We start from the raw sequence: 20,240 nt of genomic DNA on the forward strand, positions 1-20,240 counted from the left end.
GCTGACGGAGGGCGGTGTAGTGCCGCCCGATGTTGAAGTTTCCTTACTTTCTATCGCTACATTCTACTGAACAATGGCCAACCTCAGAGACATCCGCCGACGCATCAAGTCGGTTAAAAACACAGCACAGATCACCCGTGCGATGCAGCTTGTTGCTGCGGCGAAAATGAAGAAAGCCCAGGACCAGGCGCTGGCTGGCCGTGAATACGCGGACAAGCTCAACCAGGTATTGGTCAATCTCAAGGAGAACACCACGGAAGAGGCTCACCCTCTTTTAGAAAAGCGTGAAGGCAAGAAGACCCTCACTCTGGTGATTTCCACAGACAAAGGTCTTTGCGGTGGTCTGAACACCAACCTCCTGAAGGCGGTTAAGAAGGCAGAAGCTGAAGGTGAAGAAGTGCACTACCTCACAGTAGGTCGTAAGCTACGCCTGCAGCTCGCCAAAGCGAAGAAAGAGCTCAAGGCTGACTTCGTCGTGGTTGACCCGGTTCCATTCAGCGAAGCCCGCCCGATCGCCAAGTACCTGACTGAGCAATTCCTCAGTGGTGAGTATGACGTGGTCAAGGTGGCATTCACCAACTTCGTTTCCACCCTCACCCAGACACCACACGTCTCCCAGCTTCTTCCTATCGAGGCTGACAAGCTTGCTGAGAAGCGTGACTACGAAGGTGTGGGCAAGGATGAGATCAAGGAGACAGACCACGCTAAGGCGATGGAGAAGGACTACCTTTTCGAGCCAAGCGCAGAGGCTGTGTTGGACAACATCCTTCCTCTTTACATCAACTTCCAGATCTACCAGATGCTGCTTGAGGCACGCGCATCTGAGCACTCCGCACGTATGGTGGCCATGAAGGCTGCTACCGACAACGCGAAGGGCATGATCGATGACCTCACTCTCGAGTACAACAAGCTCCGTCAGGCTGCAATTACTGCCGAGCTCCTCGAGATCACAACAGCCATGAAGGCTATGGAATAATTTCAGCAACAGCAGCCATTGCACACTGAAAACTACTAACTGATAACTGATAAACAATACTATGAGCAATACAGGAACAATCGTTCAAGTCATCGGCGCTGTTGTCGACGCTGACTTCTCAAAAGCAGCTAAGCTTCCGGACATCTACTCCGCTCTGGAAGTTTCCTACAATCTTTATGGTGAAGAATCCACACTCGTACTTGAGGTGCAGCAGCACCTTGGTGACGGCTGGGTTCGCGCCGTTGCGATGAGCACCTCTGACGGTCTCAAGCGTGGCATGACCATCACCGACACCGGCGCACCAATCACTGTACCAGTGGGTGAGCAGGTTCTCGGACGTATCTTCAACGTAACAGGCGCTCTCGTAGACGAGAACAAGCCACTTCCTAACCCAGAGAAGCGTGGTTCCATCCACAAGCCAGCTCCTGCGCTTGTAGACCAGACTTCCTCCGCTGAGATCCTGGAGACAGGTATCAAGGTGATCGACCTTATCTGCCCGTTCGTTAAGGGTGGTAAAGTGGGTGCCTTCGGTGGTGCTGGTGTAGGTAAGACCGTTGTGATCATGGAGCTCATCAACAACATCGCTAAGGGCCACGGTGGTTACTCCGTGTTCGCCGGTGTGGGTGAGCGTACTCGTGAAGGTAACGACCTTTACTGGGAAATGATCGAATCCAACGTTATCGCTACCGAGAAGGATGAAAATGGTCATCCTAAGCTCGACGAAAACGGCAACCCAGTTCTCGCTGACGGTTCCAAGGTAGCGCTCGTATACGGCCAGATGAACGAGCCTCCAGGTGCACGTCTCCGTGTTGCTCTTTCCGCTCTCGCCATGGCTGAGTACTTCCGTGACGAAGAAGGTCAGGACGTTCTTCTCTTCGTTGACAACATCTTCCGTTTCTCCCAGGCAGGTTCTGAGGTGTCCGCGCTTCTTGGCCGTACGCCATCTGCTGTGGGTTACCAGCCAACACTCGCTGAGGAAATGGCCGGTCTCCAGGAGCGAATCACTTCTACCAAGAAGGGTTCCATTACCTCCCTCCAGGCGGTTTACGTTCCTGCGGATGACTTGACTGACCCAGCTCCAGCTAACACCTTCGCTCACCTTGACGCGACAGTGGTTCTTGAGCGTTCCCTCGCTGAGCAGGCTCTCTTCCCAGCGGTTGACCCACTTGCTTCCACATCCAAGGCGCTTGCTCCTGACGTAGTCGGTGAAGAGCACTACCGTGTGGCACGTGGCGTTCAGAACGTTCTTCAGCGCTACAAAGAGCTTCAGGACATCATCGCGATCCTCGGTATGGACGAGCTTTCCGACGACGACAAGATGACCGTGTTCCGTGCACGTAAGATCCAGCGTTTCCTCACTCAGCCGTTCCACGTTGCTGAGGTATTCACCAACGTTCCTGGTGTTTACGCTTCCATCGACGAGACCGTAAAAGGCTTCTCCGAGATTCTCGAAGGTAAGTGGGATGACGTGCCAGAAGGTAACTTCTACATGAAGGCTGGTATCGACAGCGTTCCTCGCGACTAATTCTAGATCATGGCGGTCGACTAGACCGCCATGCTCTCTGCCAACTAATCACTGGCAAATTCAACTTTTCACTTAAATCATGCTTCATCTCGAAATCGTAACACCTGAGAAGACCATCTTCTCCGACACAGTGCAGGACGTTTACCTTCCTGGTGCAGATGGTGAGCTCGGTGTGCTGGAACTCCACGCCGCTCTCGTTACCGCTCTGGCCCCTGGTGAACTCCGCTATAAGAAGGATGGCCAGGATCACGAACTTGCTATTGGTTCCGGTTTTGCCGAAGTCACGCAAGAGAAGGTGAGCGTTCTTACCGACTCCGCCTTTGGCGAGTCTGAAATCGATGAAGAGAAGGCCGAAGCCGCCATCCAGCGTGCTGAGGAAGCTCTTCAGAATGTTGATCACAGCAAGGATCTCGAGGAGGTTGCCCATCTTCAGGCATCCATCGCCCTCAACCTAGCCAAGCTCAACCTCAAGCGTCGCAAGCGTCAGCACTAAGCGCCGCTTAATCAAGAAATCAATTATCAGTTATCGCAACCCGGTGTGGATCCTCACACCGGGTTGTTTTTTTGTGGCGGGCTGATTATGGTCAGCAAAGATGGATGCACGCGAATATTTGATTGGGGATGAACATAGACCCGTATGGTTGGACTATCCTGCGGCCTATAGAAGGCTTGTAGAGCAATCTCTGGTGGATTTGAGGCCTTGGCATTTGATGACCACTGAGGAGGCGCTGAAGAAGTACAAAGGTCTTCAGGATCGGTATCCCTGCCGGCAATTGTTTCCGTTCGCGTGTAGACAGGATTGTGATGATGTTGCCTGCTGGGAGAGAGAGGCGGATGAAGCGGTGAAAATCATCCATGACTTCGCCTCTCCAGGATGGGAAGATAGCGGTGAGTACCCGGATCTATGGGCATGGTTTCGTGACGCTATAGATGAAACTATCCAATGGGAGTGAATAGAGGGAGATCTAAACCCGGTCGTAGCTGAGGCGGCGGCCTTGGGGGAGGTGCTCGATGTGGATGCAGTGGGTGCCCTCAGGGATGAGCTCTGGAAAGCGATCGGCCCATTCGACGATGAGGATGGCGTCTCGCTCCAAATAGTCCTCCCAGCCGATATCGAGCAGCTCCTGGGCGTTTTCCATGCGGTAGAGGTCAAAATGCATGATGGGCGGGGTGCTGTCCGTGTATTCGTTGACGAGGGCGAAAGTGGGGCTGGTGACTTCACCCTGGTGGCCTAAAGCAGCGCAGATGCCTTGGGTGATATGGGTTTTTCCCGCGCCAAGATCGCCCACAAGGGCGACAATGTCGCCAGGACGTAAATGATTGGCAATCTGGGCTCCAAAGCGCTTCATGGCCTCTGGATCGAGTATTTCTGTGGGGAATAGACCTTGCACGGGTAAATTTTTGAACTTTATTAGGGAGAAGTTCAAAAAAAATCTTGCCGATCAGGCGATCTTGTGTTGAATTTCGCGCCCGCCCGGCACGGTTCCGTGCAGGACTATCGATTTTAACCATTTAACTTGTCAGACCATGGCATACGCAGTTTTCAAAACAGGCGGTAAGCAGTACCGCGTTCAAGCAGGTGACACAATCGACGTTGAGAAGCTCAGCGCTGATGTGGACTCCGAAGTCTCTTTCGACGAAGTACTCCTCGTTAACGACGGTAGCAGCACTAAAGTGGGTGCTCCTGTAGTTGATGGCGCTACCGTTAAGGCCAAGGTCGTTGACCAGTTCCGCGGTAAGAAGGTGATTGCTTTCAAATTCAAGCGTCGCCAGGGTTACCACAAGACCAAAGGCTCACGCCGCCACATGACCAAGCTTGAAATCACAAGCATTGGTTAATCCGTAAACCACTAACTAATCAGACACCATGGCTCATAAGAAAGGACAAGGTTCCGTTAAGAACGGACGCGACTCACGCAGCAAGCGTCTCGGCGTTAAGAAATTCGGCGGCGAAGTTGTGATCCCAGGAAACATCATCATCCGTCAGCGTGGCACCAAGTGGAAGCCAGGCAAGAACGTCGGTCTTGGTAAAGACCACACTATCTTCTCACTCGCTGAAGGTAACGTTTACTTCGACCAGAGCGGTCGCCGCGTAAACGTAGCGCCAGTCGAAGCCTAAGCTTCCAGCCGGCAACAAGGTTTTTTTCATTAGCCGCAGGTTAACACCTGCGGCTTTTTTTGTGCCAAAAATCTGGCACTGAGGTGTGTAGGCTTTTAACCTCGCGCAATGAGATTGCTGATCTTACAGAGTGTGTTGTGCTGCTGTCTTCTGGCGAGTGCGGCGGAAGCGACGGTCCAATTGGAATTGAAGTCAGGGCAGCGCTACGATTGCGCATTCAGGCAAGTGAGGGATTCTCAACTGATATTCAAGACGAATGGAGGGGCTAGCTATACGGTCTCACTTGATGCCCTTACAGATCGAAGTAAGAAGCAGGTGAGTAGCTGGGTAAGAGCGCAAGGGGGCACGCTGAAGTATGCTTCGTGGATCAAGTCTCCGGACTCCGCTTTTTCAAAGTCCTGGCCGAAGACGGTCTATGGGCCGGCAAATCCTCCGCTGAAGGTAAGGCACGATCTCTCCAAGAACGGCAAATACGTCTTTGAGACAGAAAACTACCAGTTCATCTGTGATGCCAAACTCGACTCCAAGGTGGTGCAGCGCTTCTCGGTGCTTTTTGAGACGACGCACCGCTACAACATGGCTCTACCCATTAACGTGGCCGCCCGCTACGAGGTGAAAGGCCATAAATTCCCAATCTACCTGTTTGAGTCCATGCAGCTCTACGTGAGAGCCGGTGGGCACCCTAGGGCTGCAGGTGTTTTTATACCTTCCAAAGGGATTTGTCTGATTCCGCTGCAGAGTCTGGGGGTCAGGAAGCAGGGTACCAGATGGATCTATGAGAAGGGGAAGGATAACAGCACGATCAGTCATGAGCTGACACACCAGCTGATGGCAGGGACATCTTTTGCTCCCTGGTTCTTGGAAGGAAGTGCGGAGTATGTTTCCTCGACTCCCTATAATCATGCTGTCTTCCATGTCTACAACAGCAAGCCGAAGGTCATTGATCTGGTGACAGATGACAAGCTGAAGCCCGGGGAGTATGGAAGGATGCTGGGGCGCCGCTTTAGCATGCCGAAACTGAGCCGCTTCATGACCATGCCATACGGCCAGTTTGCAGGACCAAATGCGAATCTGAACTACGGGGCAGCACTTCTACTGACCTATTACTTCTATCACGAGGACGGCAATGGAGATGCGGCCAGGATCAAGAGCTATATCAAGACGCTCCAGCGTGGTGGGTCTGAGCAAGAGGCGCTGAAGGCGCTGCTGAACGGTCGCAGCTTTGAGGAGCTAGAGAAGTCCTTCGCCAAGTACTACGCCCAGAGTGGTGTGACGATTGACTTCAAATAGACCGTGCCGCCTGAGCGGCACGGGTCACGAAAAGAATCCAGAATTAGAAGAACTCTACAATGTAGCGCTCACGCACGCCTCCGCCTTTGACGGTGACGCAGTAGATGCCGCGGTCGCCAGCGGAGAAGTCGGCAGGTTCGAAGTTGATGGTGTTATTGTAGGTGTAGATGTAGCGAACCCCGATGTCTTTACCATCCGGTTCCTGGCTGAAGGAGATTGGCTTCTCCGGGCGCTTCCTGAGTTTGTGAATGGTGATGGTTAGGCGGTCTTTCTCAGGAGCAGCTTCATCGAGGTAGAGTGACCAGCCTGTGCCGTGCATGTACTCACGCGGGTAGAAGCCCTCGCCTGGATAGCTCCAGCGCTTATGTCGGGTTTTACGGAATGCTCCGTCCATGGACCACATGGCGGAGTAGGCGCTGCCTCCAGTGCCGAAGCCGGTCTTCTCCATGCCCGGGTTCAGACACCAGCGGCGGTGGCCTCGGCGCTCACGGTTGTTGTCACCGGAATCATCAATGTAGGCCTCCACAGAGTGCACCATATCTCCTCCTGAGAAGAGGTTGCACTTGTCGGTGTAGTGACCGAAGTCGTGGGAAAGTTGTCCTTTCTCCTTACAGATTTTCGCTGCGGCCTCGGAATGGCTGTTGAGCTGGCTGTCTTGAGTCACGTTGTAGGGGACTCCGCAGAGGTAGCGGTAGACATTGAGGAGGTTGACAGCATCCTGCTCCTTTCTGGCTCCATTCGTGGCTTTTCTGCCGAGAATTTCACGGACGGTGGAGCGGATCTCTTCTTTGGATTTAGGGTAAAGTCTGCTTGATGGGGCGACTTCAGCTTCTTCTTTTGGTGTTTCTACGGCTGCAGCCTCAGGTTCCCAATCCTGTAGGAAGTCCTGATCAGACTGACTGAGTGAAGCGCGATCCACGGTGTAGGTTTTGGAGCTGCCCGGGAGTTTGAAGGTGACGGTGAGATCTGTCTTGGTGATGAGTTCGACCTTGATGGTTTTGCCGAATTCGTTGGTAATATCGCGAACTGTACCGGCATGAGCCATGCCGCCAAGCAGCACGAATGCGATAAGGTGAAGATATTTCATGAGTGCAATGTGATTGAGCTTAGGTTGCGGATACAACGCAACAGGCCCGCCATTTCTTAGGCGGTTTCTCTATCTTCGCTCAAAGTGGATCCGAGGTTACAAACCTCTCGGATGTCTCACATAATAGCCGCTGAGACCGCGACGCTCGGGCTTCCAGCGTGGGCCTGTGGAATTCCAGGTGCCTCCTGTGTCAAAACGGAGGCCGCAGATTTCCAGAAAGACGTGGCCGTCACGGATGTAGGTGGTGACATAGTCTCCGTATCCTTTGTTCCCGTAGTCGAAAAACTGCTGAGAAACGAGAGGGGAGTCTAGTTTGCCTCCTTTGTAGAGGACGTAGGAAACGGCTCCTGAGCAATCGTAGCCATTATCATAAAAGCTGCGGTGTCCTCCGCCATATTTGTAGGGTTTATCGATCAGATCATTCGCTGCGGCCACCATTTTGTGGACTGACTTTGGAGCACTTGGGGGAGCCTGGGCTTTGCCATCGGGGCCAATGTAGGCTGTCTTGCCGTAGATGAAGCTGTGTTTGAGATGCTTGCCCTCTGCCTTCATCTGGGAAGAGCAGGAGCTGAGGCTGAGCAATGACGCCAATGCGGCCATGGCAACGGAGATTCGGACCCAAAGCATGCATTTCATGCATATTATTTAATCATACTTGATTGTTTAGGTAAAGGGATAAGATGACCGTAGGAAGCGGGGGATCCCTACGAGTTGTAGGGATTTCAGGGGGAGCTTGGAAACGCAGAGGTAGAGGAGGAGTGTCTGAGAGGTGGAAATATGCTAATAGATTTATTGCTAGATACCACTGTGTCGTGGATCTGGTTTTTAACCCCCCGTAAGAACAATGGTAACGTTGCAGAAAAAATTGTTGGCCGAAGTTTTCGGAACCTTTTGGTTGGTGCTTGGCGGTTGTGGAAGTGCAGTGATCGCTTCGGCCTTTCCGGATGTTGGGATAGGTCTACTTGGAGTGGCTCTGGCCTTTGGTCTGACCGTGCTGACGATGGCCTTTGCGATCGGGCATATATCCGGTTGTCATTTGAACCCGGCGGTATCGTTGGGACTGTGTGTGGGTGGGCGGATGCCCTCGAAAGACTTGATCCCTTATATCCTGGCGCAGGTGGTTGGGGGTATCGCGGGGGCCGGGGTTTTGTATGTGATTGCCTCAGGGACTGCCGGGTTTGATGTGAGTGCTGGATTTGCTTCGAATGGCTACGGGGATTTGTCACCCGGGAAATATAGCATGACCGCTGTGCTGGTGACCGAGGTGGTGCTGACCGCTGGCTTCATCTATGTGATCATGGGGGCTACGGATGAGAGAGCACCGGCTGGACTGGCTCCCATCGCGATTGGCTTGTGCCTTACCTTGATTCATTTGATCAGTATCCCCGTCTCCAATACATCGGTAAATCCTGCCCGTAGTCTGGCGGTAGCGGTGTTTGCAGGTGGAGGATACTTGGCTCAGGTCTGGCTGTTTTGGGTAGCTCCACTTGTAGGTGGTGCGCTTGGCGCGGTTCTCTATAAAGTGGTAGGCGATGACAATTGCTGAGGCTGACTTCTGTGCGCTAGTTAGTGCGGGCTCGGCAAGCATGTTTCTAAAAATCAGAGCATAACGATAACGTAATCTCTGACTTGGTATTGGTCTTTTAATCACCGCGAGAAGTGGTGTGTGAAAAGCAACAATCCGACAAAATGAAAAAACTACTGTTATTAGCCATCGCCAGTCTTGGAGTGTGCAGTGCGCTGCATGCCGATGACGACAAGAACGAGAAGGAGATCGCCGTTAAAGATCTGCCCAAGGCCGTAGTGGATGCGATCAAGGCCAAGTATCCGAAAGCGGAGATTGAAGAAGCGGAAGAGATCACAACTAAAGAGGGTAAGATCTATGAAGTGGAACTCGAAATCGAGGAAGAGGGAAAAGAGGTGGAGCTGGAGATTGAAGTTTCAGCAGCAGGAAAGATCCTGAAAATCGAGAAAGAGCATGAAGATGACGACGATGATGAGGACGATGAGGAAGAAGGAGATGATGATTAATTGATCATCATTGAGTGTGTAAAAACATGAGTTCAGCTGCCGGACGCGCATAGGATGTTTCCCTATGGTGTCCGGTAGTGTAGTTTGGTGAGAAATGAGAATACTGCTGGTAGAGGACTCAAAGCATTTGAGGAATTACTTGTCTATGGCGCTGAAGAATCAGGGCTACGCAGTGGATTGTGCGGCTGATGGTGAAGACGGTTTATGGTACATTGAGTCACATCGCTATGATGTGATCCTGCTTGATATCATGATGCCCAAAATAGATGGGCTTGAGGTGCTCAGAAGGATTCGGAAGGCGGACGATGATACTCATGTTCTTCTTCTGACGGCCAAGGATGCAGTGTCAGACAAAGTGGCAGGCTTACGTGCTGGAGCGGATGACTACTTGATCAAGCCTTTCGACCTGGAGGAACTCATGGCCAGGGTGGAGGCTCTGGCCAGAAGAGCCTGTGGAAAGAAATCTCCAGTCATTCGGATTGGTGAACTGGAGATGGATTTGACGGCCAAAAAAGTGTCAGTACATGGGCAAGAGCTTCACTTGACCGGCAGGGAGTATCTCGTGCTGGAATATTTGCTGCGCCGCCGGGGTGAGGTGGTGACACGAAGCGAAATCGAGGAGAATGTTTATGATGAGAATGCTGACCTGATGAGTAATGTCGTGAATTCGACCATCAGCTTGTTGCGTAAAAAGTTGCAAGAAGGCGGCGCGGGACAGATGATTCAGACCCGCAGGGGATTAGGATACTGCATTGAATGAAGATAAGGTCCATCAGTAAGCACTTGCTCGTGACTCAGGCTCTCTTGTTGACTCTCTTGGTCTTCATGTTTGCTGGTGGCCTGTATTCCTATGTGCGTGGGGTACTTTACAACAAGCTGGAGAGGCAGCTAGCCGAGGATGCACAGGCTCTCTCGCTCTTGATCGAGATAGAACGATGGACAGATAAGAATGGCGTCCAGCATAGGGAGATCGATATCGAGACGGATGATTTCCAGCTGCCAGCCTACGAGCAGGATGACCAAGGCAATGGCTATATTTTCCTCAATGCCAAGGGTGAAGTCGTCACCCAATCGCCTTATGCTGACAGCAGATTCATTGATTTGGCGGAAAAACGCCGGGCACTGCAAGGGGAGGTTCGAATCCTGAAGATCCAGTTTTTACCACGTAAAGCTGGTGTAGATGAGCCGAAGTGGTCCCTTGTCGTCTACCGGAGCACGCAGGAGATTCAGGAGATCCTAAGTTCTATCATGCTGGGTAGTATCCTGTGTGGAAGTGTGCTGGTCGTGCTTGCCGTGGCGGCCTGTTGGTGGAGTGTGCGGAGCGGGGTTTCTCCCGTGAATGATCTGGCTCATGAGGTCAGTGAGGTGGATGTGACCGACCTAAGCTATCGGGTAGAGCTTGCTCAGCTTCCGGAAGAACTTAGGCCAGTGGGAGAAAAGTTAAATGACTTGTTAGAAAGGATCGAAACTGCGTTTGCCCGTGAACGGCGGTTTTCTGCCAGTGCCGCGCATGAGTTGAGAACTCCTCTGGCTGAGCTCAAGGCTATCCTCCAAGTCGGGGACAGTATGGCCGAAGGCAACCTGAAGCAGATGTTCCAGGATGGAGATGAAGTCGTTCAGAAAATGGAAAGCCTGCTAGTGACCTTGCTCACACTGATGGGAGGAAGGTCTGAAGAGCTGAGTCTGAAGGAAAAGTCAATCCATCTGGTAGAATTCCTGCAGAAGCGCATAGAGGAAAATGCGGAGGGTTATCCTGACACGCAAATAGCATTGGAACTGGATGGAGCGAATGCACAAATTCTCGCTGATGAGGGGCTTCTCTCCCGTGTGATGGATAACTTGATCAATAATGCCTTGAGCTATGCAGACGAAGGGACGGCTGTACGGGTATGGTCTCAGCTAGATAATGATGGAGCCTCTATCGTGGTGAGCAACCAATGTTCACTGTTAGAAGAAGGTGATAGAGAGTTTCTTACAGAACCGTTCTGGCGAAAAGATGCAGCGAGGTCAGGTGGTGAGCACCTAGGCTTGGGCTTGAACCTCGTGAAGAAGTACTGCGAGGTAATGGGGTGGCAGCTCACCATTGGAGGCAAGCTGCCAGAAGTAGAGATCACCGTGAGCGGGATTCAGCTTCAGTGAGGGGATTATCGGCGGCGGCGCAGAATGAGTGCCAGGCCAGCGAGTCCGAACATGGCGGATGAAGTAGGCTCCGGTACAGCCACTACAGAGATGTTATCGATTGTGGCTGTTTGCTGGAAAGTGGTGCCTGTGTTTTCGTTGAGGAAGACCAGACCAATGTCATTAGTGGAGGCACTCGCGATGGTCAGGTTGGCCACTTCAGCAGACATGTCCATTGGAGTTCCGTCGCCGGAGCGAGTGAAGGTGGCACTGTCTAGGATAGAATCAGAGGATTGGTAGATGCCATCGGCGCCCAGGTCGACCAAGGCTACACGCATGTTGACTGTACCTGTCTGACCTAGGTCATCGCGGAAACCTGCATCAAAACTGATTGTGTAGTTGGTGTAAGTGCTGGCATTGAGACCGCCATTGAAGGTGCTGAGGTTCTGAATGATCGCCTTAAAATCCGGATCTGATGATGAGCCGGAAGACATGATGTAGGCACGGAAGTCCGGAGCGCTTGCTTCCGAAGGATCATAGTAGATGGAACCGCCTCCTGCTTCGACCTCTGCCCAGGATGTCGCGGTTCCTGCGTCTACGAGTGAGGAAAAATCGGCGTTATCGACGACTATCGTGGCAGCATAGGTACTGAGGTTGATACTTGAGAGTACAGCGAGTGTTGTAAAAACAGTTTTATTCATTGTTTAAGGGTTGTTGAGTAGAGAGCCCATACCTCCATGGTAAGTGCTTACTCTCTAATTTCCCTCGAGATGAAATGCTGACCGATTTTTTTAAGATTTTGTGGCTTAAGGAATTTTCTTGGCGTTTTCGTAGGGCTGGTTCACGAAAATAAGCGTCTCTTTGTCACGCAGAACATGATCCTCATAGGCATTGTCGTGAGGCATGTTGACGCGCAGAATGCCATTGGATACAGACCAAGTACTGTCACGGAAGCTCCCTTTCAGGTGTACTCCGTTTGAGTAGAGCATGATGGTGCCGTCTGGCTTGAAATGCCTTATATAGTTCCGTCCTAGGTGACGGTAAGACCATTTGCCGGTGAAGTCTTCAGCAAGGGCTTCGCTGACGAGTCCTTCTTCAAACTGGAGGATGCCACTGCTGAAGTATGGGCCTGTAGCGCCACCTGGTTTGCGTGGTAGGGCTTCTATCCAGGCATGCAGGGTCCATTTGCCGTTCTGAAATCGATCTTCATCGATATCGAGAGCGAAGATGCTGTCTCTGGCTGTCCTGAGGGCGCCACAATGTCCCAAGTGGTTGTCGCTGGCGATGAGTTTGCCATCAAGGCGTAGCTCTACATTGCGCACGGAAACCCCATCATGGCCATTGATCCATTTGAAGATGGCTCGATAGGAGGCCGCTTTCCAAACCAGGTGGGAGACATCAAATACCTTTTCTTTAGCATTCGGGGAGTGCATCTCCCAAGCGAAATCCCTTGAGGGGAGTTTACGCACATAAGCGTCCCGGTTGAAGGGGATGGCAGTGAACTCCTCTTGCTCTGAACCTGGTTCTTGGCGGACAGCCTGATTCTCGTAGAGTGAGACTGGCTTGGTGTTATTTTTGGTGTGCACTTCAATTTCACCGTCAAAGACTCCGATCTCCGGAGCCTTATTGGGCTGGAGGTTCAGGGCGAACTCCGTGCCTAAATCGACGATTTTGCCCTTGGCGTAGTCGATCTGAAATCCCTCAGCGCCTTTGGGCACGGAGGCTACTAGTTTGCCCTGGGTGAGGTGGCCTGAGGTGGCGGAGGTGACGGCATACTTGGCAGGGCCCTCGATGGTGAGTTTGACGCCGCTGGCATAAGTGATTTCCATCAGGCCTGACTTGATGGTCAGCTGCTCGGCTTCTCCCTGTGTGGCTAGCAGGTTGTTACTGGTCTCATTATCCCATCGCACTCCCACGAGTCCGGTAATGCGGGCCATGGCGGGCTTCGCTAGATCCTCAGGCTGATATGTGGGGGCTGGCGCGCTTGTCTGACTGATGTCAGGAGAGCCGTCTTGCTGTAAACCGATGTAAAGTCCGATGAAGAAAGTCAGGCAGGCAGCCAGAGCGGCGATGGCGGAAATGCGGAGATGCTTGCTTGGCTTGACTGCTTGAGGTGCGGCAGTGGTCATGCTGAGGCCCTCGGGAAGCATGGCTTCCTGCTGCATGGTCTCTACGTAGTAGGCCAAGTTCTGGTCATCTTCCAGGAGGTCTTCCAAATGAGCCATTTGCTCACGGGTAAGCGGCTCTTCTATGAGTAGAAGATCGATGAGATTTCTTAATTCTGGTGAAGGTGCACTCATGGTGTTTGAGAAAGTTTGCGTTGGATACAGCTACGAAGGGCCATGCGTGTCCTGGAGACAGCTTTTTGCAGGCGGTTGGGCGGGACATCCAGCTGCCGGGCCTGATCTGTCAGTGATTGCTTGTCCACGTAGGTGGCCTTGAGAAGTTGTTGGTCCTTGGGGGCTAGGGAATCCAGGCAATCTTGGAGTGCCAGGAATCGACCGTCATACTCCTCAGTCTGCTCCTCAGCGGCACCGGCAATCCGGTGAAGCAAATCTTCTGAGAGAGTGACTACCTTGTTGCGCTGGAGATCCCTGCGGTAGCTGAGAGTTTTGAAATAGGCGACTTTGAAGGCCCAGGCTTTGAAATTTGTGCCTTGAGTGTAATCCGCACGTTTTTCCCAGAGAAGAATCATGGTTTCCTGCATGATGTCATCGATGGCGCTGGGGTGGGGTAAGATGGATAGGATGTAGCCCCTGAGCTTTGGGCGTAGAGACTCGAACTCTTGGACCAGTGTCCGGGAGTCGATGATTTCTCTTTCAGGGTGTTTTGGGTTCAGAGGGCTCATGCCTGTAACTGCTATATTCCCAACTCGGGGCAATGCTGACCAACCGATTGTCGTAAGCTTAACATAGCCTTGGCTTGGTAGGTACCAAGAAGAAAGCTCACTCCAGATAAGGAGTGAGCTTTTTGTGAGGGTGATGCAATAATGCTGAAATCTACCTATTTCTGCTGACGTGTGTAGCGCAGTGAATCGAAGAGCTTGCCTTGTTCATCGTAGGCCTGGAACTCGAAGACATCGCCATTGATGCGCACCATGGCGTAATGGTGCCCTTTTTTGACGGTGTTCTGGAACTTCGGGCGGCTAGGGCCAGCCTCTTCCAGTGGACCGCCGCCACCACCGGTGACGAAGTACTGGATGCCGCCTCTCTGGACGACTTTGCCTTCCTTGACCTGCCAGGTGCGCTCGTAGCTGTGGATGTGGCCGTTAAAGACAACGTCGACTCCGTATTGGTCGTAGAGTTTGCTCATGGCCCTGACGTTCATGTCGCCGCGGCTGGATTTATTGGTCTTCCAGAGATCTCCGTAGTCATTGGCATCCGAGCTGTAGACGGGATGATGGTGGACGATCATTTTCCACTTGGCCTGAGATTTTTTGAGCTCTTTTTCCAGCCATTCGTACTGCTCGGAGCCAGGGGTGCATTTCTTGTTGGAATCAATCATGAAGAACTGGGCGGGGCCGTAGTGGAAGGTGTAGTAGTACTCAGGATCCGGCAGATTCATGTAGTCGTAGTACCAGTGAGCATTACGCTCGTGGTTGCCGAGCACGGGGTACATGGGAACACGCTTGATCAAGACATCCATGGAGGGGAAAAAGTGCTCGGTCCAGTGTGTGTGGTCGGTACCTGTGCTGGTCAAGTCTCCCGGAATCACCAAGAAGTCCGGGCGCTGGGCCCAGGCGTATGTCGCCATTTTATGGGCTACTTTGGGATTTCCCTGGGTATCTGAGATGATGGCAAAGGCGATCGGAGAGTCAGCTTCCGGCGCGGTTTCGAAGGTGCTGACATTAGTCTTGAGGACATTGCCTGACTGGCTGATGGATTCTGTCCGGTAGAAGTACTGGGTATCTGGCTGTAGGCCGGTGATGGTCATGTGGTGGAATTTATCCAACTCAGTCACCGGGATGGTGTTTTTGCATTCCGCCGTTTCTCCCCAGAACAGAGTGCCGGTGGAGGGTAGGGTGGTCGCCCAGTTGACCCCGATGGAGTTCTGGGTGGCCATTTGCAGGAAGGGAGGAGCTTCGTGCTCGAAGGCTAGAGTTGGTTTGAGGCTTTCCTTTGTCATGCTCTTGCCGTGATCGAACTCGTGGGCAATGCCTTCATCCGTGGCGCAGAGGTCGTAGATGTAGACTTCTCTGATTGTGCCAGTGTGAGGGAAGTTCTCATTGCTATCCACGTAGCCGGCTAGGGCCAGACGGGCTTGGTCAGGGTAGCGGATGGCCCCGGTCTGATCCTTGCTGGATGCATCCAGTTTGCCGTTCACGTAAAGGCGTAGTTCGCTACCGTCATAGGTGGCTGCGACGTGGTAGAGTTTGCCTGTCTGGTATTTGGTTTTCCCCTGCAGGTAGGTCATGCGCTGATTGCCGGCGGATGCGAGACCGATGGAGAAATGTTCCTTGTCATAGCCAAGCACCCAGCCGGACTCACTGTTCCCGTTGTCTTGGAAATAACCAACGATACCGCCAGTAGGGATCGCTTTGTCCACGGAGATCCAGGAGGAGACGGTGAGCGCCAGCTCTGGCATCTGTAGCTTGGAGACTTTCTGGCTGGCGATCCAGGCTTCTTTACCAGGATTGCCAAGTGAGGGAATGCCGGCGACCTTCTGCTCAGGAAGCGGGGAATTGATTTTCAGATTGAAGCCTTTCTGGGCTACCAGTTCCCCGTCCTTGAGGAACTTCTTCTGGCAGTCCCAGTGCATCAAAGGCGAGGGGGCATTGTGAGCCCAAGCGGTGAGTACGCTGGTGAGATAGATGAAGCAGAGTCGTTTCATAGTGAGGTCTACTACGTACTACTCTCTGCACTTCCTATCTAAATGATCATAATGCTATGGGGTTATGGAATGTGCCAGATGCGCAATTTGTATGAATCCTGAGCGAAATTCCGTACAGTAAGGCATGATGAAGTCTGACTTAGTGGATCGGTACAAGATGGTCACGGTGTTGATGACTGCCATGTTCTTTCTGCAACCCATATCGGCGGAAGCTGAAGAGGGGAAAAGAATGGATCAAGGGGGGGAGTTGGCGGCCGTACTAGAGGGGGATTATAGCCTGAAGGAGATCCAAGGGTGGAATGTGTGGGTAGATCACGATCTGGTGAAAGATGCCCGCTGGGCTGATTGCCGACGTGTGCTGGATGGCCAGTTATTCGAGATCAAGAGGCGCTTGCCGAAAGAGGTGGTGAAGGAGATGCAGAAGGTGAAAATTTTCTTTGATCTCAAGCAGGAGGTGGCGAGCTGTGCATGCTACCATCCGAACAAACAATGGCTGATCAAGAATGGCTACCGACCCGAGAAGGAGAAGTCTGTGGAGCTGAATGACCCTGGGAAGTTTCTCAAGTGGACGATCAATCAACCGTGTATGCTTCTCCATGAGCTGGCCCATGCTTACCATGATCAGGTGTTAGGGTTCGATCATCCGAAAATCATCGCGCTCTATGAGAGTGCGTTGAAAAGTGGCAAATACCAGGAGGCCCGCAAGATTGGCGGAGGAAAGGTGAAAGCGCATTACGCTGCGAGTAATCACAAGGAGTACTTTGCAGAGGCGGTGGAAGCCTATTATGGCTACAATGATTTCTACCCATACGTGTACCAGGAATTGTTAGACTATGATCCGGAAATCTGCGCCTATCTCAAAGAGGCTTGGGGTAAGAGGTCAAACTAGGGGGTGACGTGGCGCACGCGGTAAAAGCGCTTGGGCTTATCCTCTCTGATGATGAAAGAGCTCATAACCGACTGTTGGTTACCGAAGAGATTTACGGGCTGTTCGCGCAGTGGGGAGAGGGTGGTCCAGCTATTTGAAGCAAGTGTGTCTGAGAATTCGTAGACGTAGCTGCCGCTCTGATTTCTATGGTAGTGAAGCATCAGTTGATCACCAGAAATCTGGGGGGTGATATGGGTGAGCTCAAAGGCGGGCAAGGGTAGGGAGATCGTGGCGGAATTGAAACTACTGCTTCCTCCGTTGACCGAGTAGGCGATGTAGTCGATCAAGGCTGGTGGAGTGGAGAGGACGAGCTGAAGCTGGGTGCCATTGAAGTCGGCAGTGACCGTGCTGGTCTCAGGGTTCCAAGTAAGCTTGATGCTCACCGTGCTTGGGTCTCCGGAAGGGTAGGCGGCAGAGGTGCTCTGGCCATTGTAGGTCAGCGTGAACAGGTTGCTGGTAGTAGAAACTTGAACCATGTTGGCGAAGTTGTCTCCAGATCCGAAGGCGAATCCTCCGCCTCTACTGGTAGTGAGGTCAAAGGATGCAGGGCCGCTGATGTCTTCAGTTAACGGGGTGATGACTTGGCCTGTGCCACTGAGGCTAAAGCCAAGCGTGTCGAAACTGACCGTGACCCCGGAGTGTGTCTGGAATTCATCCGTAGGGCGGAAGAAGGTGCTGATAGGTGCTGGGGAGTGCTCTGCATCCATCAGCCGTTCTAGTTCATCTTTGATGCTGGGGTTGGTATTAACTACGTTGTTAGACTCGGTGATGTCAGTGGAAAGGTCATAGAGTTCATAGGATCTTGCCCCGGTACTTTTGTTTGTAACCCGATGAAGTTTCCAGTCGCCTTTGCGGAGAGTACGTGTCCAGTTAGAGCTGTTACTGAATTCCCAGTAGAAGGTTTCACGTGGGCTTTGCTCGGCGCTGTTGCCGAGCAGGGTGGGAAGAATCGAGCGGCCTGTGGTGTCTGGGGCATGAGTGGTGCCAGTGGCTTCCGCGAAGGTGGCCATGAGGTCGTCATGATGGCCGACGAGTTCACTGACTTGGCCGGCAGGGATTTTTCCTGGCCACCAGGCGATGAAAGGTTCACGAACGCCCCCCTCATAAAGATTGCCTTTGGCACCACGCAGTCCCCCCATGGAGTCGAAGTAGGTGCGGTCTACTTCGCCTAGGAAGGTGGCTCCGTTGTCAGAAGTGAAGATGATCAGCGTATTGTCATCGAGGTTGAGTGATTCCAGTAGGTCGACAATGCGGCCAATGTCACGGTCCATGGCGGAGATCATGGCTGCGTATTCATGGCGCTTGTCGTCCGTGTAGGTGTAATGGCCGCTGCCGTTGTGATAGATCGGGGCGCCAAAGGGGCGGAGGCCTGTATTGGTGTCGACAGGATAGAATTCATCGACACAGGTGCGGCCACCTTTCCCATTGCGGTCATTGGTGAAGACGATGCCGTCAGCATCCGTGAGATCATCAATATGGGCAGGAGCCTGAACGGAGACGTGCGGAATAGGGTAGGCGAGGTACATGAAGAAGGGTTCGCTCTGGTGGGCTGTGATCCAGTCCATGGCTTCCTTGGTCTGTAAGTCGTGCGAGTGCACGTTACCATCGTTGTTCTTGTTAGCGAGACTCAGGGACAGGTTATCAAAGCCTGTGCTGTTGTTGGCTCCGGTGACATCGACAGTGGTTCCTAGCTGGCTAGCCAAGGTTTGACTGAGGATGACCTTTTCATCATTTCTCCACTGGTAAGAAGGGTAGTAATGATGGGCCTGAACTTGGCCGAGATAACCAAAGAAGTGGTCGAAGCCTTGCTGCTTCGGTTCACCTGTCGTGCCGGGGCCACCGAGTCCCCATTTGCCAATGCAGGAAGTGGCGTAGCCTGCTTGTTTCAGCATAGTGGCGATGGTGGTGCTGCCGGCTGGGAGAGGAGTCTGGTAGCCGTTTCCTACTTCCCCGTTGTTTCTGATCGGAGCTTGGCCGGAGTGTTTTCCCGTCAGCAGCATGGCGCGTGTGGGAGCGCAAACGGCACTGCCGCAGTAGAACTGGGTAAAGCGCATTCCCTGCGCGGCCATCTGGTCCAAGCGTGGCGTGAGAATCTTTTGCTGCCCATAGCTGCCGAGCTCACCATAGCCAAGATCGTCTGCCAGGATGAGAATGATATTCGGCATTTGAGGGTAGTTGCTGGAATCCAGAGGGTTGAATCCCCGAGCATACTCTACTCCGTCGGGAATGCGGTCACCGTCGGTATCTTTGTTTAAAGGGTCAGTTCCTGTATTGGATGCAGAGAGGAAAAATCCGGTATCCGTCTCTACGTTGTCATCGAAGAGGTCGCCATCGGTGTCCTTCTTGTTGGGGTCCAAACCTGCAAGATGCTCGTCTCCGTCTTCCAGAGTGTCACCATCAGTATCTGTTAAGTCTGGTCGAGTTCCGAGATTGTATTCTTCTGAGTCTGTTAGGTTATCGTTATCGAAGTCTCCCGTGCCATCGCGACTCAAATCTCCGAAGTATTGAATCTCCCAGGAATCGGGGAGGTTGTCGTTATCGGTGTCCGTATTCAGCAAGCGAACCGTGGTGACTCCGGAGAGGTCTATGATTTCTACGTCGACCCCCTCCGTGACTGACTGACCGTCCAAGGTGATCTTTGAAAGGTGCTCTGAGCGTACATTGCTAATGGATTCACCCGTAAAGCGCAGGGTGGCATCTGTGGGGGTAAGGAAGTTGATGGTGGAGCTATTCACCGGATTACCCGGGCCATCGAGAGTGAGTGTGGAGTAGCCGGTAATCTGCAAGTTGATGCGGGCGAGGAACATCGCGTGCATGGTACTTCCATCCAGAGTGACTGGAGAGCTTGCTGTGGTGGTGCTGCCGATGCCAGTTCCATTGCTCATGGTGAGGCTGGCACCATTGAGTAGATCTAGGCTGGAGCCATCCAGGATGGGAGCGGAGCTGACACCTGTGATGCTGCTAGCTGAGATGATGAGATTCTCCGTGATTGAGCTTCCTGCATCGATCGAGCCATTGGCGGGAGCTTGGGTGCCTGCGGTGTTTGGATCGCTGTCCCAGTTCGCCTCGGTATAAAAATCCCCATTTCCTCCGGCATTGGTCCAGGTGGAGGCTGCGAATGACTCCGTGGTCGCGAATACGATCAAGCTGAGCATGCTCGTGGAGAATGCGAGTGAGGAAGGTTTCATGTTGAGTGTGGTATGGGCTGTGTGAAGAGGAGTTTGTGAGTGTGTCTTTTATTCTATAGGAGTGTAATTCGCCTAGGTAAAATGAATTAACTCATGGAATCCCGCAGTTTTTTGCGAAAAAAAGACGGCAGAACGAGCTGCCGTCTAA

20 protein-coding genes are annotated in these 20,240 nt (G+C 52.6%); 12 read left to right on the forward strand and 8 right to left on the reverse strand.

The window, feature by feature from the left end; translation table 11 throughout:
* Positions 1-73: 73 nt before the first annotated feature.
* The 4 genes from atpG to BUB27_RS03565 all read left to right on the forward strand — a co-directional run bounded on the left by atpG (position 74) and on the right by BUB27_RS03565 (position 3,454).
* The gene (gene atpG, locus BUB27_RS03550) at positions 74-976 is read left to right on the forward strand and encodes an ATP synthase F1 subunit gamma (RefSeq protein WP_143158163.1); all 903 of its coding nucleotides are present in this window, start codon (positions 74-76) and stop codon (positions 974-976) included.
* A gap of 61 nt (positions 977-1,037) precedes the next feature.
* Positions 1,038-2,501 (forward strand): F0F1 ATP synthase subunit beta, encoded by a 1,464-nt coding sequence (atpD, locus tag BUB27_RS03555; protein WP_143158164.1) that lies wholly within the window; start codon positions 1,038-1,040, stop codon positions 2,499-2,501.
* A gap of 79 nt (positions 2,502-2,580) precedes the next feature.
* Positions 2,581-2,994, forward strand: a complete 414-nt coding sequence (gene atpC, locus BUB27_RS03560) for an ATP synthase F1 subunit epsilon (protein WP_143158165.1) — start codon at positions 2,581-2,583, stop codon at positions 2,992-2,994.
* Between the two features lie 100 nt (positions 2,995-3,094).
* Entirely contained in the window at positions 3,095-3,454 is a 360-nt protein-coding gene (locus BUB27_RS03565; RefSeq protein WP_143158166.1) for a hypothetical protein, read from the forward strand.
* A 12-nt stretch (positions 3,455-3,466) separates the two neighbouring features.
* Here the strand turns inward: BUB27_RS03565 and tsaE are convergent, their stop codons facing one another.
* Complete coding sequence (gene tsaE, locus BUB27_RS03570) at positions 3,467-3,892, reverse strand: tRNA (adenosine(37)-N6)-threonylcarbamoyltransferase complex ATPase subunit type 1 TsaE (protein ID WP_143158167.1); 426 nt, start codon at positions 3,890-3,892, stop codon at positions 3,467-3,469.
* Between the two features lie 136 nt (positions 3,893-4,028).
* Here tsaE and rplU point away from each other — a divergent pair, with 136 nt between their 5' ends.
* From rplU to BUB27_RS03585, 3 genes are all read left to right on the forward strand, one after another.
* Positions 4,029-4,340 carry a 50S ribosomal protein L21 gene (gene rplU, locus BUB27_RS03575; protein ID WP_143158168.1) on the forward strand — a complete coding sequence of 104 codons (312 nt, stop codon included), beginning with the start codon at positions 4,029-4,031 and terminating at the stop codon, positions 4,338-4,340.
* A 28-nt stretch (positions 4,341-4,368) separates the two neighbouring features.
* Positions 4,369-4,620 carry a 50S ribosomal protein L27 gene (gene rpmA / locus BUB27_RS03580; protein ID WP_143158169.1) on the forward strand — a complete coding sequence of 84 codons (252 nt, stop codon included), beginning with the start codon at positions 4,369-4,371 and terminating at the stop codon, positions 4,618-4,620.
* 108 nt (positions 4,621-4,728) lie between these two features.
* Positions 4,729-5,910: a hypothetical protein gene (locus BUB27_RS03585; protein ID WP_143158170.1), complete on the forward strand. Its 1,182-nt coding sequence runs from the start codon at positions 4,729-4,731 to the stop codon at positions 5,908-5,910.
* Positions 5,911-5,953: 43 nt separating this feature from the next.
* Here BUB27_RS03585 and BUB27_RS03590 read toward each other — a convergent pair whose 3' ends face one another.
* A complete protein-coding gene (locus BUB27_RS03590) occupies positions 5,954-6,997 on the reverse strand; it encodes a CAP domain-containing protein (protein WP_143158171.1) in 1,044 nt (347 codons plus the stop codon).
* Positions 6,998-7,093: 96 nt separating this feature from the next.
* On the reverse strand, positions 7,094-7,624 hold the full coding sequence (locus tag BUB27_RS03595) for an NlpC/P60 family protein (protein WP_143158172.1): 531 nt from the start codon (positions 7,622-7,624) through the stop codon (positions 7,094-7,096).
* Positions 7,625-7,850: 226 nt separating this feature from the next.
* On the opposite strand from BUB27_RS03595, the gene aqpZ reads away from it, so the two are divergent.
* The 4 genes from aqpZ (at position 7,851) to BUB27_RS03615 (ending at position 11,167) form a co-directional block, all read left to right on the forward strand.
* A complete protein-coding gene (gene aqpZ / locus BUB27_RS03600; RefSeq protein WP_343124694.1) occupies positions 7,851-8,543 on the forward strand; it encodes an aquaporin Z in 693 nt (230 codons plus the stop codon).
* Between the two features lie 143 nt (positions 8,544-8,686).
* Positions 8,687-9,028 (forward strand): PepSY-like domain-containing protein, encoded by a 342-nt coding sequence (locus tag BUB27_RS03605; protein ID WP_143158174.1) that lies wholly within the window; start codon positions 8,687-8,689, stop codon positions 9,026-9,028.
* Between the two features lie 94 nt (positions 9,029-9,122).
* Positions 9,123-9,788: a response regulator transcription factor gene (locus tag BUB27_RS03610; protein WP_143158175.1), complete on the forward strand. Its 666-nt coding sequence runs from the start codon at positions 9,123-9,125 to the stop codon at positions 9,786-9,788.
* The gene (locus tag BUB27_RS03615; protein ID WP_143158176.1) at positions 9,785-11,167 is read left to right on the forward strand and encodes an ATP-binding protein; all 1,383 of its coding nucleotides are present in this window, start codon (positions 9,785-9,787) and stop codon (positions 11,165-11,167) included. Before BUB27_RS03610 ends, BUB27_RS03615 begins: the two co-directional genes overlap by 4 nt.
* A 5-nt stretch (positions 11,168-11,172) precedes the next feature.
* Here the strand turns inward: BUB27_RS03615 and BUB27_RS03620 are convergent, their stop codons facing one another.
* The 4 genes from BUB27_RS03620 to BUB27_RS03635 all read right to left on the reverse strand — a co-directional run bounded on the left by BUB27_RS03620 (position 11,173) and on the right by BUB27_RS03635 (position 15,976).
* Complete coding sequence (locus BUB27_RS03620) at positions 11,173-11,847, reverse strand: PEP-CTERM sorting domain-containing protein (RefSeq protein ID WP_143158177.1); 675 nt, start codon at positions 11,845-11,847, stop codon at positions 11,173-11,175.
* Between the two features lie 105 nt (positions 11,848-11,952).
* Positions 11,953-13,446, reverse strand: coding sequence for a FecR domain-containing protein (locus tag BUB27_RS03625; RefSeq protein ID WP_143158178.1), 1,494 nt, complete (start codon positions 13,444-13,446; stop codon positions 11,953-11,955).
* Positions 13,443-13,994, reverse strand: a complete 552-nt coding sequence (locus BUB27_RS03630; protein ID WP_143158179.1) for a sigma-70 family RNA polymerase sigma factor — start codon at positions 13,992-13,994, stop codon at positions 13,443-13,445. The genes BUB27_RS03625 and BUB27_RS03630 overlap by 4 nt, the downstream gene beginning before the upstream one ends.
* Before the next feature lie 155 nt (positions 13,995-14,149).
* Positions 14,150-15,976 (reverse strand): metallophosphoesterase, encoded by a 1,827-nt coding sequence (locus BUB27_RS03635; RefSeq protein WP_143158180.1) that lies wholly within the window; start codon positions 15,974-15,976, stop codon positions 14,150-14,152.
* A gap of 124 nt (positions 15,977-16,100) precedes the next feature.
* Between BUB27_RS03635 and BUB27_RS03640 the strand changes: the two genes are divergently transcribed.
* Positions 16,101-16,865, forward strand: coding sequence for a hypothetical protein (locus BUB27_RS03640; RefSeq protein WP_143158181.1), 765 nt, complete (start codon positions 16,101-16,103; stop codon positions 16,863-16,865).
* Here the strand turns inward: BUB27_RS03640 and BUB27_RS03645 are convergent.
* Positions 16,862-20,092, reverse strand: coding sequence for an arylsulfatase (locus BUB27_RS03645; RefSeq protein ID WP_143158182.1), 3,231 nt, complete (start codon positions 20,090-20,092; stop codon positions 16,862-16,864). The two genes, BUB27_RS03640 and BUB27_RS03645, sit on opposite strands and share 4 nt — an antisense overlap.
* Positions 20,093-20,240 lie beyond the last annotated feature (148 nt).

Origin of the sequence: Rubritalea squalenifaciens DSM 18772 (assembly GCF_900141815.1) — a bacterium.
Lineage (GTDB): Bacteria > Verrucomicrobiota > Verrucomicrobiia > Verrucomicrobiales > Akkermansiaceae > Rubritalea > Rubritalea squalenifaciens.